Origin of the sequence: Bacillus sp. FSL L8-0099, assembly GCF_038006385.1 — a bacterium.
GTDB lineage: Bacteria > Bacillota > Bacilli > Bacillales > Bacillaceae_G > Bacillus_A > Bacillus_A toyonensis.
Genome location: NZ_JBBOVC010000002.1, coordinates 280325 through 306583 on the forward strand (window position 1 = coordinate 280325; position 26259 = coordinate 306583).

Annotated in this window: 20 protein-coding genes and 8 pseudogenes; 13 read left to right on the forward strand and 15 right to left on the reverse strand. The window is 34.6% G+C overall.

From position 1 onward, the window contains the following. Window positions 1-2: 2 nt before the first annotated feature. Window positions 3-191, forward strand: coding sequence for a hypothetical protein (locus MHH42_RS29095; RefSeq protein WP_070173270.1), 189 nt, complete (start codon window positions 3-5; stop codon window positions 189-191). Between the two features lie 242 nt (window positions 192-433). Here the strand turns inward: MHH42_RS29095 and MHH42_RS29100 are convergent, their stop codons facing one another. Beyond that, a complete protein-coding gene (locus tag MHH42_RS29100) occupies window positions 434-775 on the reverse strand; it encodes a hypothetical protein (protein WP_255258025.1) in 342 nt (113 codons plus the stop codon). A gap of 656 nt (window positions 776-1431) precedes the next feature. On the opposite strand from MHH42_RS29100, the gene MHH42_RS29105 reads away from it, so the two are divergent. The 4 genes from MHH42_RS29105 to MHH42_RS29120 all read left to right on the forward strand — a co-directional run bounded on the left by MHH42_RS29105 (window position 1432) and on the right by MHH42_RS29120 (window position 4247). Continuing rightward, window positions 1432-2661, forward strand: a complete 1230-nt coding sequence (locus MHH42_RS29105) for a DUF3994 domain-containing protein (protein WP_070173269.1) — start codon at window positions 1432-1434, stop codon at window positions 2659-2661. Window positions 2662-2861: 200 nt separating this feature from the next. After that, window positions 2862-3194, forward strand: a complete 333-nt coding sequence (locus MHH42_RS29110; protein WP_000433514.1) for a hypothetical protein — start codon at window positions 2862-2864, stop codon at window positions 3192-3194. 116 nt (window positions 3195-3310) lie between these two features. Then, complete coding sequence (locus MHH42_RS29115) at window positions 3311-3823, forward strand: protein kinase (RefSeq protein WP_070173268.1); 513 nt, start codon at window positions 3311-3313, stop codon at window positions 3821-3823. Between the two features lie 19 nt (window positions 3824-3842). Continuing rightward, a complete protein-coding gene (locus MHH42_RS29120) occupies window positions 3843-4247 on the forward strand; it encodes an alpha/beta fold hydrolase (RefSeq protein WP_001080620.1) in 405 nt (134 codons plus the stop codon). Between the two features lie 257 nt (window positions 4248-4504). On the opposite strand, the pseudogene MHH42_RS29125 reads toward MHH42_RS29120, so the two are convergent. From MHH42_RS29125 to MHH42_RS29135, 4 genes and pseudogenes are all read right to left on the reverse strand, one after another. Beyond that, window positions 4505-5289 (reverse strand): annotated as a pseudogene (locus MHH42_RS29125) (glycosyltransferase family 2 protein). A 409-nt stretch (window positions 5290-5698) separates the two neighbouring features. Continuing rightward, window positions 5699-5806 (reverse strand): annotated as a pseudogene (locus MHH42_RS29130) (preprotein translocase); the annotation flags it as partial. A gap of 3 nt (window positions 5807-5809) precedes the next feature. Then, the gene (locus tag MHH42_RS32495) at window positions 5810-5878 is read right to left on the reverse strand and encodes a hypothetical protein (protein ID WP_240522470.1); all 69 of its coding nucleotides are present in this window, start codon (window positions 5876-5878) and stop codon (window positions 5810-5812) included. Between the two features lie 26 nt (window positions 5879-5904). Next, window positions 5905-8118, reverse strand: a pseudogene (locus tag MHH42_RS29135) (NTTRR-F1 domain). 344 nt (window positions 8119-8462) lie between these two features. Here MHH42_RS29135 and MHH42_RS29140 point away from each other — a divergent pair. The 4 genes from MHH42_RS29140 to MHH42_RS29155 all read left to right on the forward strand — a co-directional run bounded on the left by MHH42_RS29140 (window position 8463) and on the right by MHH42_RS29155 (window position 11415). Continuing rightward, window positions 8463-9023 carry a hypothetical protein gene (locus tag MHH42_RS29140; protein ID WP_240522471.1) on the forward strand — a complete coding sequence of 187 codons (561 nt, stop codon included), beginning with the start codon at window positions 8463-8465 and terminating at the stop codon, window positions 9021-9023. A gap of 183 nt (window positions 9024-9206) precedes the next feature. After that, window positions 9207-9347: a hypothetical protein gene (locus tag MHH42_RS29145; RefSeq protein WP_170958011.1), complete on the forward strand. Its 141-nt coding sequence runs from the start codon at window positions 9207-9209 to the stop codon at window positions 9345-9347. Between the two features lie 545 nt (window positions 9348-9892). Further along, window positions 9893-10291 carry an IS200/IS605 family transposase gene (gene tnpA / locus MHH42_RS29150; RefSeq protein ID WP_070174322.1) on the forward strand — a complete coding sequence of 133 codons (399 nt, stop codon included), beginning with the start codon at window positions 9893-9895 and terminating at the stop codon, window positions 10289-10291. 11 nt (window positions 10292-10302) lie between these two features. Further along, window positions 10303-11415, forward strand: coding sequence for an RNA-guided endonuclease TnpB family protein (locus MHH42_RS29155; protein WP_340895060.1), 1113 nt, complete (start codon window positions 10303-10305; stop codon window positions 11413-11415). Between the two features lie 132 nt (window positions 11416-11547). Here the strand turns inward: MHH42_RS29155 and MHH42_RS29160 are convergent, their stop codons facing one another. From MHH42_RS29160 to MHH42_RS29175, 4 genes and pseudogenes are all read right to left on the reverse strand, one after another. Beyond that, window positions 11548-12339, reverse strand: coding sequence for a sulfotransferase family 2 domain-containing protein (locus MHH42_RS29160; RefSeq protein ID WP_070174401.1), 792 nt, complete (start codon window positions 12337-12339; stop codon window positions 11548-11550). Between the two features lie 41 nt (window positions 12340-12380). Continuing rightward, a pseudogene (locus tag MHH42_RS29165) lies at window positions 12381-12527 on the reverse strand (sulfite exporter TauE/SafE family protein); the annotation flags it as partial. 217 nt (window positions 12528-12744) lie between these two features. Then, window positions 12745-13680 (reverse strand): glycosyltransferase family 2 protein, encoded by a 936-nt coding sequence (locus MHH42_RS29170; RefSeq protein ID WP_070174400.1) that lies wholly within the window; start codon window positions 13678-13680, stop codon window positions 12745-12747. Between the two features lie 960 nt (window positions 13681-14640). Continuing rightward, window positions 14641-16071 carry an IS4 family transposase gene (locus tag MHH42_RS29175; RefSeq protein ID WP_340893558.1) on the reverse strand — a complete coding sequence of 477 codons (1431 nt, stop codon included), beginning with the start codon at window positions 16069-16071 and terminating at the stop codon, window positions 14641-14643. Window positions 16072-16746: 675 nt separating this feature from the next. On the opposite strand from MHH42_RS29175, the gene MHH42_RS29180 reads away from it, so the two are divergent. From MHH42_RS29180 to MHH42_RS29190, 3 genes are read left to right on the forward strand one after another with little or no spacing between them, the layout of a single operon-like run. Then, complete coding sequence (locus tag MHH42_RS29180) at window positions 16747-17409, forward strand: response regulator transcription factor (RefSeq protein WP_098071359.1); 663 nt, start codon at window positions 16747-16749, stop codon at window positions 17407-17409. Further along, entirely contained in the window at window positions 17406-18749 is a 1344-nt protein-coding gene (locus MHH42_RS29185; protein ID WP_340895061.1) for a sensor histidine kinase, read from the forward strand. The genes MHH42_RS29180 and MHH42_RS29185 overlap by 4 nt, the downstream gene beginning before the upstream one ends. Window positions 18750-18769: 20 nt before the next feature. Then, a complete protein-coding gene (locus MHH42_RS29190; protein ID WP_340895063.1) occupies window positions 18770-19303 on the forward strand; it encodes a VanZ family protein in 534 nt (177 codons plus the stop codon). Between the two features lie 394 nt (window positions 19304-19697). On the opposite strand, the pseudogene MHH42_RS29195 reads toward MHH42_RS29190, so the two are convergent. Beyond that, a pseudogene (locus tag MHH42_RS29195) lies at window positions 19698-20414 on the reverse strand (DUF418 domain-containing protein); the annotation flags it as partial. A 39-nt stretch (window positions 20415-20453) separates the two neighbouring features. Then, window positions 20454-20936: pseudogene (locus tag MHH42_RS29200) on the reverse strand (thioredoxin family protein). Window positions 20937-21574: 638 nt separating this feature from the next. Here MHH42_RS29200 and MHH42_RS29205 point away from each other — a divergent pair. Continuing rightward, a pseudogene (locus MHH42_RS29205) lies at window positions 21575-22264 on the forward strand (IS6 family transposase); the annotation flags it as partial. Here the strand turns inward: MHH42_RS29205 and MHH42_RS29210 are convergent. From MHH42_RS29210 to MHH42_RS29225, 4 genes and pseudogenes are all read right to left on the reverse strand, one after another. Then, on the reverse strand, window positions 22243-23346 hold the full coding sequence (locus MHH42_RS29210; RefSeq protein ID WP_340895065.1) for an ABC transporter ATP-binding protein: 1104 nt from the start codon (window positions 23344-23346) through the stop codon (window positions 22243-22245). The pseudogene MHH42_RS29205 and the gene MHH42_RS29210 overlap by 22 nt on opposite strands. 415 nt (window positions 23347-23761) lie before the next feature. Beyond that, window positions 23762-24625 carry a PucR family transcriptional regulator gene (locus tag MHH42_RS29215; protein ID WP_340895066.1) on the reverse strand — a complete coding sequence of 288 codons (864 nt, stop codon included), beginning with the start codon at window positions 24623-24625 and terminating at the stop codon, window positions 23762-23764. A 97-nt stretch (window positions 24626-24722) separates the two neighbouring features. Beyond that, window positions 24723-25317: pseudogene (locus tag MHH42_RS29220) on the reverse strand (IS6 family transposase); the annotation flags it as partial. Window positions 25318-25363: 46 nt separating this feature from the next. Further along, complete coding sequence (locus MHH42_RS29225; RefSeq protein ID WP_340895068.1) at window positions 25364-26224, reverse strand: AraC family transcriptional regulator; 861 nt, start codon at window positions 26222-26224, stop codon at window positions 25364-25366. Window positions 26225-26259 lie beyond the last annotated feature (35 nt).

Consider the following 26259-nt stretch of genomic DNA (forward strand, 5'->3'; position numbering starts at 1 on the left):
AAATGGTAACAGAAACGACAGAATATAAAATCACAATTGGTTCCATCCCAACAGATTCCGAGTCCGATAGTAATTTTATTCTGTTTATTAATGGGGTAACGGAAGAGAAATTAGATGAACTTGGTACAATTGTTCATCAGCTTACAAAGGACACCATCCATCGTTACAATCACGGCGTTGAAGAAGAATAGGATAACAGAAGAAAACACACGGTTCCAGGTTAGAATGCCGTGTGTTTTTGGAAGTTTATTTTTCTCGTCTTATTCCGCGCTCTAAAGTATTATCCCGAATGATCGTTCTTTTTTCTTATGTAAGAAAAGATAAATATCCACATTGCCATAATTACTCCAAAAATAACAAGTCCGTAAAACATGGATTTAATTGTTAACCAAAATACACTAGGTTCTCCGCTGTCTCCATTGCTACCCTCAATTTATTTATATTCACCAATTGTAATTTTTTCACCGTTTTGTACTACGTTGTATAGCAACTTATCATCTTTTTGCGGCTCAAAATAGACTTCCGTGACACCTTCTCTATAGACACGATAGACATCATCTTGCACAAGCTCAAGTCGATCATTTTTTTCTTCATAATTGACAGTCACAATTTGATTATCAATAATTAATTTTGCCTTATCATTATCCATAATTTTAATATTGTAACGAGGCTTACCGTCTGTACTGTATTCTCCGTATACATCTGTCTTATTAAACATAAAAAACATCACAATTCCAATGAATATACACCCCAAAAATATGTATTCCCGTTTCACTCCTACATCCCCCTATTGTGAAAATATCAATCTATATTACAATGATAATCATCTAATATTACCATGAGTCTAGGAAGGTTTTGTAGAAAAAGTGACATCATTTACCATTTTTTAGGGTAATATTCTCTTTATATATAACACTTATATTTAATATATAAATATAAGTGTTATAATTTGAAATAGAAACTCGCGTGTTTCAAATACAACATTTTTATCTTCTTGATAACCTCTTATCTTTCCGTAAGAGGTCCTTTTTTTATCACTCCGTACTGCATAGTCATTAAAATACTACAGACTACAACAATGTGATATTCTCTAATATTTCTTCTTTAACCAGATAATTTATTGCTGGTAAGCAATAAATTATGCCTTTTTTGTATAATTTTCGCAAAATTTCTTTGACCCATTATTTATTTCACTATAAAATAATAAAAGGATATATCTGGTTAACGGTTATATGCATAGGTATGTCCTTTTTTGTAATGATATTACGAATTAATGCCTAATACTGATACGGTAAATGAGATAAATCAGGCTGAAATAGGTAGTAAGGAAAGCAAAACAGTAATAGCAGACAATACATATCGTGAAAACGTTCATAATGGACTATCTATGGATGGAGAGAAGAAGTACGAAAAGATAAGGGGCAAAAGAATATGAACAGATCACTCAAAGGTATCGCATTAACAGGGCTCAGTGTAAGTTTCTTGCTAGCGGGTTGCACAACAGAAACATATGGACTTACACAGTCAGAGTACAAACTGGTAGATAAAGAATTTAAAGCAGATAAAATGGTAGAAGACATGAAGCGTTTGCACTATAGTGACGAAGAGATTGAAAGACAATTAAGAGGTGCATTAGCTACAATTAAAACTGAAAAAGATGAGAAGAATAAATCTGAAAAGAAGGCTGAAGTGAAAGCTGAGTCATATAGTAGAGAAAGTAAACCAGAAACAAACAAGTCAGGATACGATAACGATGTAGAGGGGTTTCCTTCAGACGAAGTAGATAATGCAGATATAAAGATGGTAAAAGTTTCAGAAAAAGAGTATCCGTATCGTTTATACGAACAATTTGTAAACATTCAATATGAAGCGAAGGAACTAGAGAAGAGAAACAATTTATTATTTACAGGTGATAAAGTTCATATAACTCGTGTATTAGACCAAATAGATACAACAAAGAATGATGTAAACAAATTTGCAAGCCTAACCCCACCTTCCCAATTTAAAGACTACTATGAGCATGCCATCCTAAGAGGGACAAAGGATATTAAAGGAAACTTGCAGAAAGTAGAAGATGCGGTTAAAAAGTATGGAGACGGTACGTACAGTGCAGCTAAAATGAAAGAAATCGTAAAAAACGGTACGAAAAGTATAGAAGAAGGGATTTATATGTGGTTAGGGCTGTTTGAGGAGATAGACGAGAAATACCCTGACGCAAGACAAAAAGCACTTGATAAGATGAAGAAGGATATGAAGGATTCTGTCAATAAAACCTATATTGATGATGACTCAGTGCCTAATCCTAACGATAGAATAATTGAACTATCTTCAAGCGGTAAGGAGTTAGTAGGAGTATGGGACTTTTATAAATTTGAAAAGGTAACTTTTAGTATAGACTTCAAAAAAGACGGAACGATGACCATGTATGAAAGTCAAGACAAAGAACAACAAAAGAAAAACTATGCAACAGGAAATTGGTCATACGATGGAGACAAAAAACAAATTACCTTATCATTAAAAGAGTTTATTGAAAACGGTAAGAAAAACGAAGAGAACGATTATGAAAAGAATCTACCCTTCACAGTAAAGTCTTTCACAGGTGATTCTTTACGAATAGCCGATGAAAGAGATAGCGTTGAAAAAGCGAAGAAACATAAGTAATTTCGTATAAAAAGAGTATATAAAAAAATAAAATAATGAAGTTCATTACACTAATATGAAATCAGTAGTAGAGGGGATTGAAAATCTCCTAAAGAGATGTAAATGAGGTTGAAGATGTGGATAACTAAGTTCAGTATCCTGACTTTCTATATAACATAAGTGTATTCTGTAGAATGAATCCCTCGGAGGGCAGGGCTATTATGGAACCTTTAATCGATGTTATTTTATACTTTGTATTTTATTTTGGAGCACTGTTTCTTATACTGGGTACTGCATTGGTTTTATTTATCGTGTCTGCATTACCAGTAATTAGGAAGAAGAATCTATCATTTCTAATGATTAGTTTAGGTATAAATATACTTGTCATTCCATTGTCTTTTTTTATTGGCGGGATGGCAACAGATTCCCCTGGTAGTACGATGCACGATTTTTGGAAAGTATTTTTCTTTATTCAGGTATTTCCGTTCCCCCTACTATTGCTATCTTTAGTTTGGTGGGTTATTCGTCGAAAAAAAGAAAAAGTTCATGTGTAGCGTTTTTAATGCAAATAAGCTGTCCGTTTGGGCAGCTTATTGTATTTATTACTAAGCGTGATTATTTCCAAAATGAATGCAATACTACTATACAGTTAAATTGAAGGTGAAACATATTGAAATCTTATCAGACGTTAGCCCACTTGTATGCATTAGGACTAGGCTGCGGACTTTGGAATAGAGAGGAGGTAATTTCATGGTGCGATAGGTTGATTGAAGCAAATGATCACCCGCCATATGAAATTATCGAGATATCTTTAATGTCTACAGCAAAAATGGTAGGTATAGAATCGACTTTACTGTCATATAGCCGCATAGTTGATGAAAAAACTTCGGTAAACATTCTTCTTTCTGTTATACATGAAAAGTTAGTAGCTCAGAAATGGAATGTGAGACAAGCTATTACTTGCTCCACTCGATTACTAGTAAACAGAGGCCTGTACTGGGAAGAGGAATATTTTGATTTATACAGCCTTGATGATAGCTATGACTTAGCACAGAAAGGTATCCATTTTAATGAAGAAGATGTGATTTCTGCTTATATCGATTCATTAGGTGCTTTTCGCGTCCATTTTAAAGAGTTTGAGGATCTCTATTTGCAAGTCATGAAACAGAAGTGGGAAGGGTAGAAGGCAGGAAAATGAATCATTGAATCGTAAGAGCTACTTCCCGTATTCATCTAAAAAAGTGATGCATTATGAGTGCATCACTTTTTTCATCTCTTTATTTGAGCCGAGAAGGTATTCAGAACTATTTAGATTAAACATTACGAAGAAAATGTCAGCTGCACGTTTGAACTACTTTAATCACGAACTCCAAATATACGATGTTACTAAAAAGTTAAAGCTAATCACATCGCCAACATTAATAATGTGTGGAAAATATGATGTACAATGCCCATTGCCATATTCATTAGAACTGAAAGAGTTAATTCCAAATTCTAAACTAATTATTTTCAATAAAAGTAATCATTATCCGTTTCTAGAAGAATCAAAACTATTTAGTAAAGAGTTTGATCTATTCCTTGAAGAACAATTTACACGATTTAACTGACAAGTACGTTCATTGATTGATTTCCGATAACAATGATTATGAAAATATATAAAAGTAACTAAGGTTTTGCACTATCCATAACGCAAAAGAGATGTTATTCTTTCCTGTGATTCTACAGAAAGAATAGCTTGTTTTTTCATTTTAGGGGGTATTTTATTAGCTTGATAGCGATGGGATAATTCCAGTAATACGATGATTTTTAAAGGCGAGTTGACTTTTGTCTGTATGGAAGTTTCCAAATGTTCTTTTTAGATGTTTTAATAGTTAGGAAAACATAAATCTGGAAATAAAACTTGATATTCCGGGATTGTTCGAAGGTCAATAGTTGAGGTTGCAAAGTGTATATAATTTTTCTCTAATTTATCTAGTGTTGCGAGGTGATGAGTACCTAAGCCATGCTGGATGCTATGTTTAGAAAGAGTAGGACCAATTTGTAATTTTCGGTTTTTCATAGCTGTATTCCATGGGCTATAAAAGAATTTTAAAATGAAAGCAGGATACATGTAAACGATAAATGAATGACGTGACCAATGCCGCCCTGCCGAATAGTTACCATGTGAATAATTGTGGATTAATCTACCGCCATAGTATGGGGCAGGTGGATTAGGGGGGATTATTCTCCCATGATAACGCTGTTTGACAAGGGGAATTCCGTATCTCGGATTGGTATAACCGTGAGCAGGGTCATCCACCATCAGAATAGTCCTAATAGCATACATATTTTGCCCTAAAGTAGCAAGAGATGAGAAAAAGTCATCCTTATCAACACAGCAAAGAAATTCAGTCGTATTTAACACCATTTTCCAGCCCGTAATTTCTTTTTCTATGTTCATTCTTGATCAACTAATACGGCATCAAACTCTAATACTTTTGAATCACGGATTTCCCAATGAGGTGCAAATAATTTGCATATTTCAACCGAACGATCAGTAGACCCACGATTAATAAGAATACCATGATCAAATAATTTTGTATGGTGCATTAACCACCACGGAAGCAGATACTCTTCGTTATAAAAATGAGAAATTAAAGTTGTATTCATAAAGAGTCCTCCTTTCAAAATTTTGTGGAATATATCCTTGTCTAGTATGATATGCTACTTGATCTAAAAAGTTTTCTTTAAAATTTATAATGGATATTGAGATTTAAAAATACTCGTGGAAATTTCAAGGGTCTGGAATGATGGATAATAAAATAGATGTATTAGACAAAAAAATACTTTATACAAATTCTAGAATTAAAGATTGGAAAGTTAATTAAATTAATGGCTGATGGTGAATATGAAATTGAAACTATTGATAGTAAGATAGTCAAATGATGGAATATAGAGTTAAGTAATGTATGGAGTAAATATATGAAGAATAAAAGAGAAACCGTACTGTTTGAGTAAAAGAATAGTACGGTTTTTCATTTATAGGGTAATAGAAACTGTATTCGAAGGGTTATTTTTATTAGTTTAATTTAGGGATGGTTAATTCTATAGCATTTAAACCGCTAGCACAGGTTACAATATTTTGGTTGGTAAAGGAGCTGTTATTTCGAATTTGAAGTGTTGAATTGAATCATATTCTTCTTGGCTCATTTCCGAATGGAATTGTAGCGATCACACTATTTGTTGCACCATCAATCACAGATGCAGTATCATCATTAGTAGTTGCTACATACCAGTATCTCCAGTATCTCCAGTATCTCCAGTATCTCCAGTATCTCCAGTAGGACCAGTGTCTCCAGTAGGACCAGTAATAGTATCTCCAGTATCTCCAGTATCTCCAGTATCTCCAGTAGGACCAGTGTCTCCAGTAGGACCAGTCCACGTTACCAGTAGGACCTGTTAATCACGGTCCAGTATCTCCAGTAGGACCAGTATCTCCAGTAGGACCAGTATCTCCAGTAGGACCAGTAGGACCAGTATCTCCAGTAGGACCAGTAGGACCAGTGTCAGTAGGACCAGTATCTCCAGTAGGACCAGTATCTCCAGTAGGACCAGTATCTCCAGTAGGACCAGTATCTCCAGTAGGACCAGTATCTCCAGTAGGACCAGTGTCTCCAGTAGGACCAGTATCTCCAGTAGGACCAGTATCTCCAGTATCTCCAGTATCTCCAGTATCTCCAGTATCTCCAGTAGGACCAGTGTCTCCAGTAGGACCAGTATCTCCAGTAGGACCAGTGTCTCCAGTAGGACCAGTATCTCCAGTAGGACCAGTATCTCCAGTAGGACCAGTATCTCCAGTAGGACCAGTATCTCCAGTAGGACCAGTATCTCCAGTAGGACCAGTATCTCCAGTAGGACCAGTATCTCCAGTAGGACCAGTATCTCCAGTAGGACCAGTATCTCCAGTAGGACCAGTATCTCCAGTAGGACCAGTATCTCCAGTAGGACCAGTATCTCCAGTAGGACCAGTATCTCCAGTAGGACCAGTCTCCAGTAGGACCAGTATCTCCAGTAGGACCAGTATCTCCAGTAGGACCAGTATCTCCAGTAGGACCAGTATCTCCAGTAGGACCAGTATCTCCAGTAGGACCAGTATCTCCAGTAGGACCAGTATCTCCAGTAGGACCAGTATCTCCAGTAGGACCAGTATCTCCAGTAGGACCAGTATCTCTCCAGTAGGACCAGTATCTCCAGTAGGACCAGTATCTCCAGTAGGACCAGTATCTCCAGTAGGACCAGTATCTCCAGTAGGACCAGTATCTCCAGTAGGACCAGTATCTCCAGTAGGACAGTAGGACCAGTATCTCCAGTAGGACCAGTATCTCCAGTAGGACCAGGTAGGACCAGTATCTCCAGTAGGACCAGTATCTCCAGTAGGACCAGTATCTCCAGTAGGACCAGGACCAGTATCTCCAGTAGGACCAGTATCTCCAGTAGGACCAGTATCTCCAGTAGGACCAGTATCTCCAGTAGGACCAGTATCTCCAGTAGGACCAGTGTCTCCAGTAGGACCAGTATCTCTCCAGTAGGACCAGTAGTGTCTCCAGTAGGACCAGTATCTCCAGTAGGACCAGTGTCTCCAGTAGGACCAGTATCTCCAGTAGGACCAGTATATTCCAGTAGGACCAGATCTCCAGTAGGACCAGTATCTCCAGTAGGACCAGTAGGACCAGTATCTCCAGTAGGACCAGTAGGACCAGTATCTCCAGTAGGACCAGTATCTCCAGTAGGACCAGTATCTCCAGTAGGACCAGTGTCTCCAGTAGGACCAGTATCTCCAGTAGGACCAGTGTCTCCAGTAGGACCAGTGTCTCCAGTAGGACCAGTATCTCCAGTAGGACCAGTATTTCCAGTAGGACCAGTGTCTCCAGTAGGACCAGTAGGACCAGTAGGACCAGTAGGACCTGATTGCTCCGCTGCTAGCAATGCTATATCATCCACAGCCACATTGGGACTCCCAATCTGCCCTAACTTAAAAATAGATACAAGGGCTTGGGTAGCCGTAGGTGGTGCTAAAGAAGTAGTTTGATGCACTGTCAACCAAGTATTTTGACTGTTATCTGGAAGGCGATCTGATGGAATTATAACAGACAGACCATATCCTAAAAAATTTGCTGGAATAACTGCCCCTGCATAATAAGCAATTGTAATTGAGATAGTAGGGCTTGCAGCTGCTCCAACTTTAGCAAGAGAAGCAAGTAGTTCATAATTTTGATTTGAGGAAACAGGTACCTCTTGAGCAATAACGGCATTCCCTATTCCGCCAAAAAGACTTGCACTGAAAACGCCAGTATGACTATGTGTACCATCAATAGAAGCATTTACTGTCAAAAACGGTAAAAGTGTTCCGTTCTCAAATCCACCATTAATAATTAGATTAGTAATCAAAAAATCACCTCTGTTCTTGATATAAATTAGTGAAAATTCTTTTTTTTGCACATTAAGCTAGATAAGACATCCCTATAAAAATTAAACTATTATATATGTATGAAAATAATAAAATCTATGATTAAACTTTTATACCCTCCAAATAAATTTATTTATGTAACATGCTTACTTTTCTTATATGTATTATTTATCACTGTTTAGCATAACGCAGTATTATCATTAGTAAATAATAGGATTTATCCTTTACCTAGATTAACAATAGTATAATATATGAGTAGAGATAACCTATACAACGATAGGTGTTTTTCTTTTTTGTCTCTTTGTAGAAGCTATAATAATAGTAAAAGGAGATAGTATTTATAATATAGATAGATTGAACAGTTGAAGATGGAAAAATGTTTAAAGTACAGAGTAATATTACATCGTTTGGGGAAGAACGTTGGATGATTTTACATAACAATAGTGAACCTATTATCCCAGTCATGAAGTTTATAAAACATAAGGATTCGTTAGGAAAAGCATCTAATACGCTTAAAACGTACTTTTATCATTTGAAAATATTCTGGTGTTTTCAAAACGAAAAGAATAAAGATTACACAGAAGTGGATCTAAGTCTATTAACAGAGTTTATTCATTGGTTAAGAAAACCAACAAATGATATGAATATTATCTATTTAAATGAAACAAAGAAGTTAGCGTATAATAAAAAACTGAATACCTTTGCGACGACTCAAAATATTTTAAAGAAAATGTATTTGTTTTTTGATTTCATTGTAGAAAATTATTCAAAGTGGATAGATTTACAGAATCTACAAAGACAGGACATTGAAGATTTTTTATTTTATGTAAGAAATCGTGAAATGGGAAGAAAGAGTTATACGAAAAATCGCGTTCCTAGTAATCGTCATGTGATAGAGTGCCTTTCAAATGTCAGAAGAATAATTGAATATATGTAAGGTTTTGAATGGAAAGAAGCACCTAAAACCCCTCTTAACAGATTAATATTTCCCAAAGACTTTCCTCGAAGAGAAAAGAAGAACTATCACGAACATATTAAACATGTGCCAGATTTTAGATGGGAGCAAGTGCTGGAAACTCTACATAATTTAGATTCTGAAATTGCATGATTAATAGTCATAATGGAAGCAACAGGATTTAGAGTCTCAGATGTATGTCAGCTACAATTAAATTGTCTAGCATATAAGCAAGATGGTTGGTGGTTAGTAGGAGATCATCGAAAGGTAAATGTAAAAGAACATATTGTTCCTATTTCAGAATAAATTGTGGAAATCGTTAAAATACAACAAGATTATATTAACAATCATGAAAAGAAGCATAACAACTTAAATTGATTTTTGTTCCCTGTTCTTAATGGAAAAAATAGAGGGATGGCTTTTTCACAAAAATCGGTTACCTATTCATTAAATCAACTAGCCGAAAAATATAAAATCCTTGATAAAAATGGAGAAATATTTCTGTTTAAAGAATAAGATTAACCTCTTAAAACATAAGAACAAGCTATTAGAAAGTGAAAATGAGCACTTAAAAACACAACTAAAAAAAGAATTAGGAAAAGTGTATAAAAATTTCTAAATATGTGATATCGTCGTATCAGTTTTAAGATAACACACTTAATACAACCAGTGGCTTTGAACACTTTTATTTTAACGTATTCTCCGAAAGAATTCTCCTTCCTCAAGCGTGTGAAGGGCTTAGCTCAACGATAGGTGGGAGATGAATTTCGGTTTGGCATAGCCAAAAGGCTTTGCTTTTTATTTTGCCTCTGATAAAATCAGTCTTATAAAGAATAAAGGTTGGTATACGAATGAAATTAGATAACAATAATCATTCAGTGTTCTTGTTGTATTATCATCTTGTGTTGGTCGTAAAATACAGAAGAAATGTGTTCGATGATGATATATCAGACTATGCAAAAGACATGTTTGTTAGGTTATCCGAGAATTACAACATAACACTAATAGAGTGGAATTATGATGTAGACCATGTTCATATTTTGTTCAAGGTACATCCCAATACAGAAATGACAAAATTTATTAATGCTTATAAAAGTGCAAGTTCTCGACTTATTAAAAGAGATTTTCCACAAGTAAAAAAGAAACTTTGGAAAGATATGTTTTGGTCAAGAAGTTTTTGCTTACTAACTACTGGTGGTTCGCCAATAGACGTAGTAAAGAAATATATTGAAAATCAAGGTGAAAAGTGAGGTGAAATGATATGACAAAGCAGAATAAAGCATATAAATTCCGTTTGTATCCAACAGAAGACCAAGCATATCTTATGCGTAAAACCTTCGGTTGTGTACGTTTCGTGTATAATAAAATGTTAGCTGAACGAAAAGAAGCATACGAAAAACACAAAGATGATAAGGAACAACTAAAGAAACAAAAGCCTTCAACTCCTGCGAAATATAAAGCAGAATTTGAGTGGTTAAAAGAAGTTGATTCATTAGCTTTGGCAAATGCTCAACTAAACTTGCAAACTGCCTATAAGAATTTCTTTAGTGGTCAAAACGACTTCCCAACATTCAAAAGTAAAAAAGACAGAAAGTCTTATACAACGAATGTAGTAAACGGAAATATCATGTTGCTTAATAGTCATATCAAATTGCCAAAACTGAAAATGGTACGTATTAAACAACATAGAGAAATACCACAAGATTATATAATCAAGTCATGTACGATTTCTATGACACCTACTGGTAAATATTATGTGTCCATCTTGACTGAATACGAAAAAGAGATTGTACAAAAAGAAGTAAAAACAGTTGTTGGGTTAGACTTTGCGATGGGTGGATTATACGTTAGTTCTGAAGATGAGAAAGCCAATTATCCTAAGTTCTATCGTGAAATGTTAGACCGATTAGCAAAGGCACAACGAGTATTATCAAGACGCAATAAAGATTCTGATCGTTGGAATAAACAACGTATTCGTGTAGCTAAGTTACATGAGAAAGTAGCTAACCAACGTAAGAATTTCCTTCATCATGAGTCTAAAAAGTTAGCTGCTAATTTTGATGTTGTAGCTATTGAAGACCTAAACATGAAAGGAATGTCGCAAGCACTTCATTTTGGAAAAAGTGTCGCTGATAATGGGTGGGGTATGTTCACTTCATTCTTAGCTTATAAACTAAATGAACAAGGAAAACAACTTGTGAAAATAGACAAATGGTTTCCTTCCACAAAAACATGTAGCAGTTGTGGAAATGTAAAAAATATGACATTGTCTGAACGAGTCTATTCTTGTATATGCGGTGTAAATTTTGGTAGAGATTATAACGCAGCTATCAATATCAAAAATGAAGCAATACGGTTATTAGCGTTAGCATAAATAGTAATCAACCTTTGGAACAAGGGAGTTAGCTCGACTGTCTTAGGACGAATTCGTTAGCTATCAAAAGTAACGACTAACCGAGAAGCCCCCACTTCAAAAAGTCCGTTAGGACGTTAAGTGGCGGGTAGTTCACGAAAAAGAATTTAGATCATAATTATACATATTAAAATCTTTTGCAAATACCTCTTGAACCAACTGAATTGTTTCTGCGTCATAAAAACTATCATAAGTAGGTAATCGTGGGAAAAGAGGGTTTGTAATATCAGCTTCTGCATAAACTCCTTTGTAAATCATCTTACTCCTTTGATGATGCCAAGATTTTGATAATAGATCTAATGGTGATTTTTTTAGTTTATATTCCTCTTCTAGTTTCGAAATGCCTGTGTTGAAATTTTCTAGATAAATATAGTTTGTAACGAATTCTTCTTCTCCTTCGATATATTGTTGAATATAGTGAGGGTCAACCTCATCTAATTTGGTCATATGAGCTCTTAGGTAATACAAAAATAATTTAAAAGAGATTGGTTTGTTGCATGTCTCATCACCATAAAGGAATAATCGAATATGTCTCCATGCAGGATGATAAATATTTGGAGGAGAAATCAGAGAAGTAAAAGAACTTACTGCTCTTTTATAAGGGTTTCTTACTAGTTTGTACGTATTCTTTTCTTTTATTTGTAATGCGGTAGCTACTTGTATTAAATAATTTGTAGAGTTCTTATATATATCATGTTCATAGTTATGGATGAACGAGTCATATTTTATTGCTTCTTTAAATAAATTAATTTGATAAAAAAACCAATGTGCTAGTGAAGTACAACCGCTTTTTTGACTCCAAAACAAGATAAGAGGAAAATCTTTATGAAAATGAGGTACACGCTGTTGCTTGAGTAAAAAATGATATAGTTCTGTATGATCCATTTTGAACCTCCATTCTTATATAGTAAAAACATAAAATATTTTTAATAAGTGATAACTAACTTTAGTCCACTAACACCTATAATGATAGCTAAAAATATTTGAAAAGGTTTAACGGGGATCTTAGTGGAGAATATACTATCAAGTATGACAACTGGGATAGAACCAATGAGTAAGTGAATTAATAAAAGAATCTTGTTGTATTCCACAAAATTTTTAGTTGAGTGATTTCTTTTTCAATATAGATTCTCTCTTGGTTTACTAGTACAGCATCAAATTTAGGGACCTTTAAATTCCCCATCCCAAAATGTGGTACATATCGATTAATGCGAATTCCATATTTTTTTAAAAAAATTATTCGATACAAATTTGGTGACAGGTGAGCGTATTCTGCGTTAGTTGAAAAAGTTATAATAACTGATTTTGTAAAAGTTGTAGTTCTATTTTGACAGTTTCTACACATTGAGTTAATCGTTGATATATCATGTCTGTCATATCTTTATTATAATGTTGAAAAGCGTATAAAATTCTCTGTAGAACTTCCTGTAAAGCCTTTTGATATTCTGTTTTATTTTGTAAAAAACCATAATTTTTAGATACAGTTATGAGATGTGTCAAATCTTCGATACCTTCTAATAGTTTCATATTTGATTGTAATTGTTGACCAGAATGAATACGAAAATAACTTAATGGTTCTGAGATATATGTTAAATTTCCTTTTGATAATAAATGAATCCATGATGCCATATCTACACAACAGTTATATTCTCTTCCATTTAAAGTTCCGAAAGCTTCTATTAAATGTTCTTTTTTGAATAATGGTGTAGTGGGTTCCCCGATATAATTGCAACAATTCATTAACATTTGATTTCCTACATCCATTCCAGATAATTTGGTAGTAATTTCGCATAATTTGATATTGATAGGACCATCAGGTATATGTTCCCCCTTTTCATCAATCAATTTCCTATATGATGTTACAAGAGAAAGACTATTATCTGTTAAAAACAAGTTCATCATTTTTTGTATTTTATCTGGATGTAATAAGTCATCATCCATTAAATAATTAATATAGTTCCCCGATGCTTTTTCAAATAAAAGTAAGCCATTTTGAAATTGACCCAAAGAAACAGAATTTTGAATATAAACAATATTTTTATATATAGGTAAATAAGATTGCTTAATTAACTCTTGAGTTTTATTATCAGTACTATCATCTCCAATAATAATTTCAATATTTGGGTAGGTTTGTGCTAGCGCTGAATCTAAAGCTAATTGAAAGTAATGAGGCCTGTTGTATGTCGGAATTAAAATAGAAACAAGTGGATATGTGTTAATCGTCATACAAATCACTCCAATTTTTAGTTAATAATATTTCATTTTTATTATAAGCTTATGAAGTATGTTCAAATATATATTCACAATATTTTAGAATAAGGGCTTTTTCATCCATATTCCTAAAAAGGTCACAACCAAGATACATGAGAAGGTTTGCGTGGGACTTATTTTTTTATAATTCAAGGAAATATATCTTGAATTAGCGTCAGTACTTTTTATAGAAAACTTATTTTAAAATTAGATGAAAATAAGAGATGATATTATGGATATTCATGTGAATTTTTCATTTTCGGGATATTACTTATCAATTTTATAATATAAAAATCTATTATAGGAGAATTATGTATGAAGATATGTGTACAAAGATAAAGGGATTAACATCGCTACAATAATTAAAAAAATGTCTTGAAAAAATGGTAAAGAGGTGAGTCTTTTTACTTTCGGATTTCTTTATGCACATTTTTTTCCGTTTTCTTTTAATCAACACATATCTATTAAATAACTCTTTTTTAATTAAAAAATCTTTATTTCTACGAAGTGCATACTCGTATATTATTTGCTAAATATTAAGTAAGAAAATAATTGGTTCTGGTGCAAAAAAATACTTCACTCTTTCTCATTAATATAAAAGAATAGTAATGTGCTTTTAATTTTAAGAATAGACTAAATACTTAAGTTGAGGGTAGTATGGCGGGATACATGTCTATCATGTTGAAAAATAAAAATTCCCTATAACGAAAAAAATGATAACTTTTTCTTTAAAGTCCATAGAAAAAAAGAATTTCTCTCATTATGGGGATACAAAGCTGTCTTAGCTTGATGTTGATGTGGCAGTACCCCACATCCATCAACTTAAGGTATATTTTTATACAAAATGCGGTCTTTCCATATAGTTTTTTATTATCTTTTATAGATTTTATAAAAGTAGGCATATCAAATAAACCCTGACGGGCTTCAATTTTTTTACTATGCTACCTGATGAGTAGAAGTGGTATACTCATAAACAACACCCAAAATATCAAAGACTGTCTTTTTCTCATATCGATGAGATTTTCGTCCGTTGTGCTGTAGGAGGTTAAACAGACGAAGGAGAACCTTTGATAATTCTTGGGTGTTTTTGTGTAATGCTTGGTAAAAAAGTAAAAAATAATCCTTAATTATGTACATCGCTTTATATTCACTTAGCTCTTTCTGTTTCTTACGTAACAGGAGTTCTCGCATTTTAAACATAGTAGAAGAACATAATAGAATACTAATGAGTTGCCCATAAAGGTGACATTCTAATCGTTCTTGTTTAATAGATTTACAATGATGAATTTGAAACCAAGATTTCCATATTTTAAATAACAGCTCAATTTGCCAACGCAGTGAATATAGATCATAAATTTTCTCTTTTGGTACCCATTCCGTAGGAATGTTTGTCATATATACCGTAATACCTTGTAAAAGTTTTGTACGCTCTGTATATGTAATTCCTTTTTTCTTTTCGCGAATAGCTCGATCACGTAGGCGTTTCTGTTTTTGCTCCTCGGTACATCTATAAACTACAATTCGAGTAGGCAGTTTGTCTTTACTCCCTACATATACATCATGTAATTCATACACTTGGCCAGGCTGCAATTGTTTCATGATGTCTTCCAAATGAATTTGTATATATACGGGTTTTAATTGAGCGGGTTTTGTTTTAAATACTACTGTTTCAAATTCTTTTCTATATATTTTAGTTGGTAACTTTAGACGTGATAAATAATATCCTTGCTTATCTTGAATAGACTTAAAGTCTTGTAGACGAAAATATCCTAAGTCACGAATATATAGTTCATTCTTTTGTGCCATGCCTGTTCGAGTCGCACTATATGCCTGATCACTTCGTTTTCCTGGTTCAATTTCCACATCAGAAAATTTTCCACTCAACAAGTCATACTCTAGTTGAATTTTCACACCAGCTGTATGACTACATCCTCCGGCACCAGGATAAGTAGTTGCGAATCGATCTGGAACTTGGAAGGTTGTAGAATCAAGGACGAGAATCCGTTCAAAATAAGAAGAAAGAGAATGAGAAATCTTAGATACTCCTCCAATTTTAGCTTGTAGAAGTGTAGTAAATACAGTGCGAAAGAAGGCTACTGAAGCCGAATTAAATCGTCGATTAAGTCCCTCCGGACTTAATAAAATTCCTGTTGAAGTTTCTAATTGACTACAAAGTTGAGTAAGAGAGGTAGTAGCGATTTGTTGATTTAACCATACACACAAAGATAAGAAATGGTGCCCGTGGCACTTGCGTTTTCGTTTCATTCCGCCTGCTTCTATAGCTAATTGATTAAGTGTAGCGGGAGACATATATCGATATAGCTCTTCGGCAAATAAAGATAACTCTTGTTTTTGATGCATATTCATAAAAAGCACGTCACCCTTTCTCATTAACATAAGAAAATAGTAACGTGCTTTTAACTTCAAAAATAGTCTAAATCCTTAAGTTGATGGATGTGTGGCAGTACCCCTTATAGGCAAAGGTTTTGACCCTTATTTTAATGGTGGGCGTTGTATATTGATAATAAAGTCATTTAAAAACAAAAGTAAATCTCTTATTGTTATTTTGTTAATTTTCACCATGAGGAAAAATAAAGTTAAAAGTGATGTAAAATGAATTCTTAGATTTGAATAAATAGGAGGAAAGTTCTAATAAACGAAAAAGAAATTGAAGAATTATTTGAAGGCGTAACACCAACATTTCGGAAATTTTGTACGGTAAGCAGTCAAAACTATAAAATTTGATTGTAATATGTTCGCTTAAGCCATTACCAAAAAGATATTAACCAATAATCATCGGCACTTTGTTTTTGGTAATGAGTTTTGGTGACAGCGAAAGAAGCCAGTGAGAAATGGGGCATTTCAGATCGTCGGATACAGCTTTTATGTAAGTAGGCAGGATTATAGGTGCATATCGCTCGGCTGGACATGGGCTATTCCAGAGAATACCGTAAAACTTGTTGATGGACGAATGAAATAAATCTTAAAACTACAGGGAAAATACAGATTGCTGTGTTATCCTTTTTTCGGAGGTATACATTTATGGATATACGAATACTGCTTGTCGAGGACGATGAGCATATTTGCAATGCAGTAAAAGTCTTTTTATCTGGAGCGGGATATAAGGTGGATGCCTGTTTTAACGGGGATGAAGCGCATACCAAGTTTTATGATAACACCTATCAGCTTGTCATTCTTGACATCTTGCTGCCGGGAATGAACGGTCATGAGCTTTTAAGGGAGTTCCGTAAGCTGAATAATACGCCGGTTCTGATGATGACTGCTCTTTCCGATGATGAGAATCAAATCAGAGCGTTTGATGCGGAAGCGGACGATTATGTGACTAAGCCGTTCAAGATTCAGCTATTGCTGAAACGTGTGGAGGCGCTGCTCCGTCGCAGCGGTGCGGTGGCAAAGGAACTTCACTATGGCAAGCTGACACTTTTGCCGGAAGATTTCAAGGTTTTTTATGACGACGAAGAATTACTTTTGACCCTTAAAGAGTTTGAAATCTTAATGCTACTGGTGCAAAACAATGGCAGAACACTATCTCATGAAGTTATTTTGTCCCGCGTGTGGGGCTACGATTTTGACGGTGATGGTAGCACCGTGCATACTCACATTAAAAATCTACGGGCGAAGCTACCGGATAATATCATTAAAACAGTACGCGGAGTGGGCTACCGATTGGAGGAAACTTCATGAAAAAGAATGGGATATTTATTAAGATTTTTGCCTATACGATAGTTGCTATGCTGTTGATTGTTTTCGTAACTGCCGCATTGTTTTCAAGTCAATTCTTAACACTGTACAGAGCAGTTGAAAGGGAACAAATATTAGTGTCCTATCAGCCTTTGGTCAATAGAGTAAAAAATAGTAATTATAACGATATTCCCGCAGCAGCGCAAAGGTTTCGTGACAACAACCAATCATTTGAGTTTTGCATTATAGATGATAATCGCGGCGTGATTTACGCTACGCCGGGTGCTGATACCTCGGATAATTTCAATGGTGACTTTTACTATGTGGTGCATAATGATAAAGCCCTCGGTTATTCTGTCGTCGCCCAGACCAGACCGGGCTTAACTGCTTTTTACAATGAAATAATTGTGCGGGCATTGGTCGCGTTTGCCATTATACTCGCCCTCTGCCTTGTGTGTGCGTATGTTTTTGCACGGCAGATAACCAACCCAATCAAGCGACTGGCGGATGACGCCGGGAAAATGACAAGGCTTGAAGATGTACCGCAAAACTTGCCTATACGCCGGGATGAATTAGGCGATTTGTCGCGTGACATTCACTCTATGTACGATAAGTTGAAAGATACCATTTCCCAGTTAGAAAATGAAATCCTGCGGGTAAGGGAAATGGAGGAAGCACAGCGATATTTCTTTTCGGCGGCTTCACATGAGCTAAAAACGCCTATCGCGGCAACAAGTATTTTGCTGGAGGGTATGCTCGAAAATGTAGGTGATTACAAAGACCATCCAAAATACCTGCGCGAATGCGTGAAGATGATGGAGGCGCAGGACGATGTGATTTCCGAGATACTGGAGATTGTCAACCTGAGCGATGGGAAAATCTCTCAAGATCCTGAAAAACTGAAAGTTAGGCAATTAGTGGCTGACATACTGCCTGACTTTCAGATATTAGCTGAAGCAAACGGTCAGTGCATTGTTATGGACATTCCTGACGGACAAAACTGCCTTGTCGATTCTAAAATGCTTCAAAAAGCACTTTCCAATATCATTTTGAACGCAGTACAGAATACGCCTACAGGCGGTGAAATTAGGATATGGAGCGAGCCTGCGGCTAAACAATATCGCCTTTGTATACTAAACACAGATGCAAGGATAGACGCTACAGTTCTGCCTAAGTTATTTGACCCATTCTACCGTATGGATAAAGTGCGGGGGCGGAAAAGTGGGCGCAACGGTTTAGGCTTGACCATCGTGCGGAAAACGTTGGAAGTAATGAACATTGAATGTGCTTTGGAAAACGTTCCGGATGGCGTTCTATTTTGGATGGATTTGCCAAAGGCATAAATAACACAAGGAGAAAAATAATGAAATCAGAAAACCGAAATAAACTTACAATTACATTGTTTGTAATATATATGCTGCTGTTGACAGGCGTCATTCTCTTCAAATTACCGTTTTTTTCTTCTGAAATATCAGACGGGATACGAGTAATCAATCTGATTCCGTTTCAGGGGTCTTTCGATAACAGCGGAACTATTGATTTTAGAGAAATAAGAGATAATATACTTATTTTTATCCCTTTAGGTATATATATTTGTATGCTAAAAAGCAAATGGCCTTTTATGAAGAAAGTTCTTCCAATTGTTGCTTTGACATTGGCGTTTGAAGCTATACAATTCATTTTCGCAATGGGAAGAAGCGATATTACTGATGTACTTGACGATACGCTTGGAGGGGTAATCGGCATTGGTATTTATGCTTTATTGTTCAAGATTTTCAAAAATAGGACTGTTAAGGTTGTAAATATACTTGCCTTGGTAGTAACTGTTTGCGTAGTATTATATTTCGCCTATCTGTTTTATCTCAGCCATTTTGTTATGAGGCGTCTGCACCCCTGATGTTAGCAACCAAGCTTTATCACTTTGATCGACAGGGTTATTCCTGCCGGTCTTTTTTGATTTTCTCCGCTACAGACAAACTACAGGTTGACTACAGGGAAAATACAAATTGCTTTGCCATAATAGGAGCATGACAAACGTAAATGTCTATTTTAGGCCATACATAGAATGACTACCGCAATTTAAATGAAAAAACTAATCGCACTCGCTTTAGCACTTTTTCTCGTACTATTATTTCAACCAACCTGCTGGTTGATTGAAATAGGGATATTTGATTAACTTTATTGTCATTGGATCCCTGCCACATTCCAACCACCTATACTCCCCAAAATGAAAATCCGAGCTGTATTCCGCAAATAAGTTTTTAAAATTATCATTTGGGGGTATTTATTTTTCTTAGCTTGATGGGTATGTCCGGTACCCTTTTAAAAATATTTTTCTTACCAGCCCATAAACCGATTAAAAATAAGCCTATATATTCCGGAATTCCTATTAGTAGTTGTTGAGATTCCTCTGTCATCAGAAAGAATAGACGCGCTTTTACTTGTTGCAAATAATGTGTAAATAGATTTACCGTATGATTGGTAGTGTTGCCTGTAAACATATATTGATAGTAATTTGGCACTTCAGGAATAGAAGAACTTGCTCGTAAAAATACAATAATATGTAATACATAACTAACCAGTAGGAAACTACAACCAGCTATAAAAATAAGCTTAGTAGATCGCTTATAAAAGAACAATAGAATAAATCCAGCTATAGCATACGCATGTAGAATATCTCCATACCATAGAAAGGTGAAGTGGAGTAAACCGAAGGCTAGTAAAATACACAGTCTGCGAATAAACAACCTATACATGGGATATTCTTTTGCTTCTGTATTTTTCATAAAGATATAAAATCCTACTCCAAATAAGAATGCGAAAATAGTGTAGAACTTTGTTTGTATAAACAAATCTACTAAAAAACGAATTACTTTATCTGTACCGGAATAACCTGCTTGATTAAAGGGATCTAGTCCCGTCATAGTGGGTAGATTAGCAAAAAGGATACATAGTATGGCTATACCTCTTATTATGTCTAAAGAATGAATGCGTGCGTTTTGTTGCATGTTAATTCTCCTTTCTTACAAAGAAAAACGAGCACTATACTAGCTAGCGCTCGAATTACGTCTTGCAAAGAATCCATCATATGTAGCAGCTGACACTGCCCCTTCTAGGCGTTCAACTTCTTCGCCTCTATTGTAAGCTACAACAACTGGAGTACCAGGAATGTCGAACTCTTGAAAGGCACTTTGATTTTCTGGCGTAGAGATATCAATGCGATAGATGGTTCTATCATGCTTTTTGGACATACTATTGATATCTGGTGCAGCCTTTTTACAATAATGGCAGGTTGGTTGATAGTACTAAGCAATAAATTCTTCATGGGATTGTATCTTTTGCTTTAATTCTTCTTTTGAAATATCTTTTATATTTTTTGTTGCAATTTCTGCATCTGCAGCAGATACAATTGTTTTTTCTGGTGTTACTATTTCTTTTTTGACTGATTCATTTTTAGTTAAAGTAAAGATCGTGATACCAATAACACATAAAGTTGTTATAACTGCTCCGATTTTGTAGATTTTTTTCATAGTAAATTCCTCCTTAAAGTAAAAAAAGGACAAACCTCGCCCGAGTTAACTGGGCGTAAGGTTTGTCCTTCACGCTACGTACAATAGAGTATAAACAATGGAAACAAATTTTCTATCTATATAATACCATAATATTCATATAGAATGCTATAAGAATTTTAAAAGAAAAGTAAAGGAATAACTTAGTTTTTATAATTTCATGTACCGGAATTTGATTAAAAAATTTATAAACACCACAACAAGGGGATTCTCTGTGTTGTATCCCCTTGTTAGGAAAAAAATACTCCGCCATTTAGCGTAAAATTATGCAACAAACAACCTCTCAAAAAGTGTGTATATTTATGAAGTATGTTTTAATTACATTTTGATACCTTTTGAAGTGGTTTGTGCTGTAAAAAATATGCTTTCTCTTAAGGTGTACCTTTTGAAACAAAAAAAGAAAAATCAAATTTAGTTTCTTCTTCTATACAAAATAGATTATTCATTGAATATTAATTATTTTATTCTCCAGCTTTCGTTTCTTCTATTGCTTCAATTACATATTGTGGTTCTAGTGCAAAAACTTTAATAGACATGTAAGTAATCTCTAAAACGTGGACATACTGAATCTATTACTCTGGAAAAGGTATGTGATTAGTCTGGGAAAGGAACATGTATTCAAATATATGCATTATCAGGTGATAATATTTTGTTAACGATACAACCTCAGTTTTCAAGATTTGGTAGAAATGATGGGGAAACGGGTTTTATCCATTTCTCATTCAACGATTATGCGTTAGGTTCATCAGTATGGTCCTGAATTGGACAAACGAATCCGTCGTCACCTCAAACAAACAAATAACTCTTGGAGAGTCGATGAAACATATATCAAATTAAAAGGTTAATGAATCTATTTATATCGTGTTGTTTATTCGAAAGGAAACACAATTAATTTTTTCCTAAACAAAACAAGAGACCAGAAGGCTGCAAAGCGTTTTTTCAAGAAAGCTTTGCGGTCTTTTCATGTTTCAAAGCCACGTGTTATAACAGTCGATAAGAACCTAGCTTATCCTATAGCAATTGAACAGTTGAAATAAGAAAAAAGCATACCTGATGGTATGCAACTTAGACAACAAAAGTACTTGAATAACATAGTAGAATAAGATCATTGCTTTATAACGAAACGATGATCTTATTCTATGCTAGGGATTAAATGTTTTGACACAACTACATCCATTCTTCCTAGAGTAGAAGCCATGCATATGATTAAAAAAGAACAGCATGATTTACGGGACCAGTCTGTCCAAAATCAGAAAGAATTCAGCCATCAATTATTACGTATGCGCTGTTCTGTATCAATATCGAAAAAGTGCGCTTTAGTTAAACTAAAAGCTAACGAAAGTTTATCGGTAGCTTTAATTTCTGAACGAGCGTTGATCCGCGCAACAAAGTTTTGACTCGAAAGTTTTCCATGAATCATCGTTTCAGCACCTAATAATTCAGCAACTTCTACTGTAATTTCGACAGTGGATTCAGGAGAAGATTGAAGAACAATTGGTTCATCATGAATGTCTTCAGGACGAATACCGAGTATGATTTCTTGTCCATTATATCCTTTTTTCTTTAATACTTTTAGTTGACCATCTGGTACTTTAAAGCGAATATTCTCTATATAAAAATAGTTATCTCGTAATATTCCGGTAAAGAAATTCATAGCTGGAGAACCAATGAATCCGCCAACAAAAATGTTTTCAGGAGTATCATATACTTCTTTTGGAGTACCCACTTGCTGGATAAGCCCATCTTTCATAACAACAAGGCGTGATGCCATTGTCATTGCTTCTGTTTGATCATGTGTCACATATATAGTGGTCGTGTTTAAACGGCGATGAAGTTTAGAGATTTCTGAACGCATACTTACGCGTAATTTTGCGTCTAAATTGGATAGAGGCTCGTCCATTAAAAACACTTTTGCGTCACGGACGATAGCTCTTCCTAGCGCAACACGTTGGCGTTGTCCACCTGATAATGCCTTTGGTTTTCGTTTTAAGTAATCTTCAAGCCCTAAGATTTTCGCCGCCTCCGTTACTCGGCGATTAATTTCATCTTTTGGAAGTTTGCGTAGTTTCAAGCCAAACGCCATATTATCATAAACAGACATATGTGGGTATAGTGCGTAATTTTGAAATACCATCGCAATGTTGCGATCTTTTGGAGCGACATCATTCATACGCTCTCCATCAATATAAAATGAACCATTAGAAATGTCTTCTAGACCTGCAATCATACGCAGAGTTGTTGATTTTCCACATCCAGAAGGACCGACAAATACGATAAACTCTTTATCTTCAATATGTAAATTAAAATCAGAAACAGCAGTCGTTTTATTATCATAAACTTTAAAAATATGATCTAATACAAGTTCTGCCATGATTACTCACTCCTTTTTTTGAATTAATTGAATTATAAGGTTATTTCAGGTGTAGGTAAATTGGCAGGTTGCACAAAAGAATGAGAGGTTTTTATGCAAGTTTACAGAATTACGATACAAGAAAGCCCCTGTAGGACTTAAGTCCGCCTTTAGGCATGGGATGAAAGTATCAAGTATCACTTTTGCGTAGCAAAACATGTTAAAATAGCTTCAAAATCATGCTAAAGACCCTAAAACAATGAAGTTATCTGAAAAATGAATATTGTATGAGGTTACACAGATCAATTTCATTTCGTGCGTAAAACAATATATATCGTCAAGTACAAGACCCTACAACATAATGAAAACGAAACAATCTGTACGGTATGGTAACAGTACCGTAGCCCATGAACCTATACGGTCTGTCATGGGAGTGTCAAGAGATATCCATAGAAAGAAATGCCATATAAACTGCTACTGCACCTTCAAAAGTTTTTATATTAATTCCCGTTTTTTCAATGAATTTATCAATTCGATACTGCAAAGTATTACGATGTAAATATAATTGTTTAGCTGCAAGAGATACATTTAAATTACATTGGAAGAATGCTTTAACACTATCTATTAGTTCTTTGTCATTTGAAATGTGTGCTAATAATTGATTCGTGTACTTTTCTCTTTCTTCTTTCGGTAATGAGATCATTAATTGATAAGGGAGCAGTTGTTCAATGTGTGTAATTTTTTTAGATAAATAGGGAGAAAGAACAGAAAATAAATTTCGCTCCCATTGATACAGACGAGCAATTTCATTTGTTTGCGTATAGTGTCTTCCAATAAAGAAGGATAGAGATATAAAAAAATCTGTTTCTAGTGTATCCAGGGCTGTTTGCAATACAGATTCCGGTATATTTTCTTCTAAGATGAGGACGCCGGTTTGCGAAGTTTTCCATATTGCTGTAGTGGTGAAAGAAAACATAGATTGTAAAGCATCTTGAAATTCTTCTCTCTCTACTATAGGTTGCATTGTGAAGAAGTGTAAAAAACGAACCGACACTATAGGAATGTTCTTATTTTTATATAATACTTCATACCACGATTTTTCTTTTTCTGTTTCATAAAATGTATCAGTATGAATAGGCGTTAAGATGGATGAAAGCAATAGACGTTCCCTTTGATGTAATCGAGTTTTTCGAATCCCTACTTTGTTTCCTTCAACTAAAAACCAGCTATAATCTTCAGACAAAACGGCTTCATTAATCTTTATATCTTTACCATAATATGTTTTTAATTGCTGAATCATAGGAACACTCCTTTTTATATGAATTAGGCTTCATTTTTCGATTTTGATGCAAAAATAAAAGAGAATAAAGCGCATATATTCCTAACGGAATTGTATCTTATGCTGCAAGTCCAAACAATTGATGGATGAATTCTTTCTGATTTTGGACAGACTGGTCTCGTAAATCAAGCTGTTTTTTTAATCATATACATGGTTTCTACTTCAGAAAGAATGGATATAGCTGTGTCAAAATATTTGAACCCTAGCATAGAACGGATGGGCTTCTTTAAAAAGCGATGATCTTGTTCTACTATGTTATTCAAGTACTTTTGTTGTCTAAGTTGCATACCATCAGGTATGCTTTTTTCTTTTTTCAACTGTTCAACTGCTATAGGATAAGCCGGGTTTTTATCGACTGTTATAATATGTGGTTTTGAAACTTGAAAAGACCGCAAAGCTTTCTTGAAAAAAACGCCTTGCAGCCTTCTGGTCTCTTGTTTGTTTAGGAAAAAATCAATTGTGTTTCCTTTCGAATCAACAGCATGATACAGATATATCCATTGACCTTTTAATTTGATATATGTTTCATCGATTCGCCAAGAGTCATTTGTTTGTTTGAGGTGATGCCCGATTCTTTTGTCCAATTCAGGACCATACTGATGAACTCAACGTATAATCGTTGCATGAGAAATGAAAACCCCCCTTTCTAAAATGGTAGTAACAATATGTCAAAAAATTATAGATTCATTGCAATTATCTTTAAATTTTTGCACTAGAACCTGGTTTGTTTTTGCTAGAATTTATAGCGTTTCTGTATTGTGAAGGAGATAGATTCGTTTCTCGTTTAAATGATTGTGCAAAGAATGATTGAGAAGAAAAACCGGTAATGGTTGAAATATTAGAAATCGAATAGTTGGTAGTTTCTAACAATATTTTACTTTCTCTAATACGAGTTTGAATTAAGTATTCAATAGGCGAAACACCGACGAATTTCCTAAAGGAATGGGATAGATAATATTTATTAATATGACTGATGCTTGCTAAAGTATCCAGGCTGATATTTTCGTGAAAACGCTGCTTAATATAATTTTTAATAAATTCAATATCTTTATTGATTTTTTGAGTAGATGTTTTCTCTACATTGAAAGATTTTTTTCTCATCATCTTAAGTAACAAAATTTCCAGAATATTTTGTATAATTAAATCGTAATCTTCTTGATGGTTTTCCACTTCCTCGACCAATTGCTGAAGGTAGAAGAGGAAGTTTTTTTGATCTTGTTTATAGTTGTGAATAGTGACTGGACTAGGATTTTCTATAGATGAAAAGGACAGGCCTTGAATACCAAGTGCGATGTATTCAAGTGGGTGATTCGTATCAGACTTTTCCGTATGCTCGATATTGGGATTGATGATAATCAAATTGTGCTCTTGGACGGGGATTTCTTCTTTGTAAAAGATAAAAGTTCCTTTGCCCTTGGTAATATACAATAGCTCTGTAAAGTGATGCGCGTGAATGGTGCTATGCCAATCTTTATCGTATTTTGATTTCGTAATATAAAGTAGTTTTACTGGAAGATGGTTTCGTTGAAATTGTGGAATCTCATATACTTCATTGGACAAATGAATCCCTCCTTTGTAGACTTTTTATCTATATT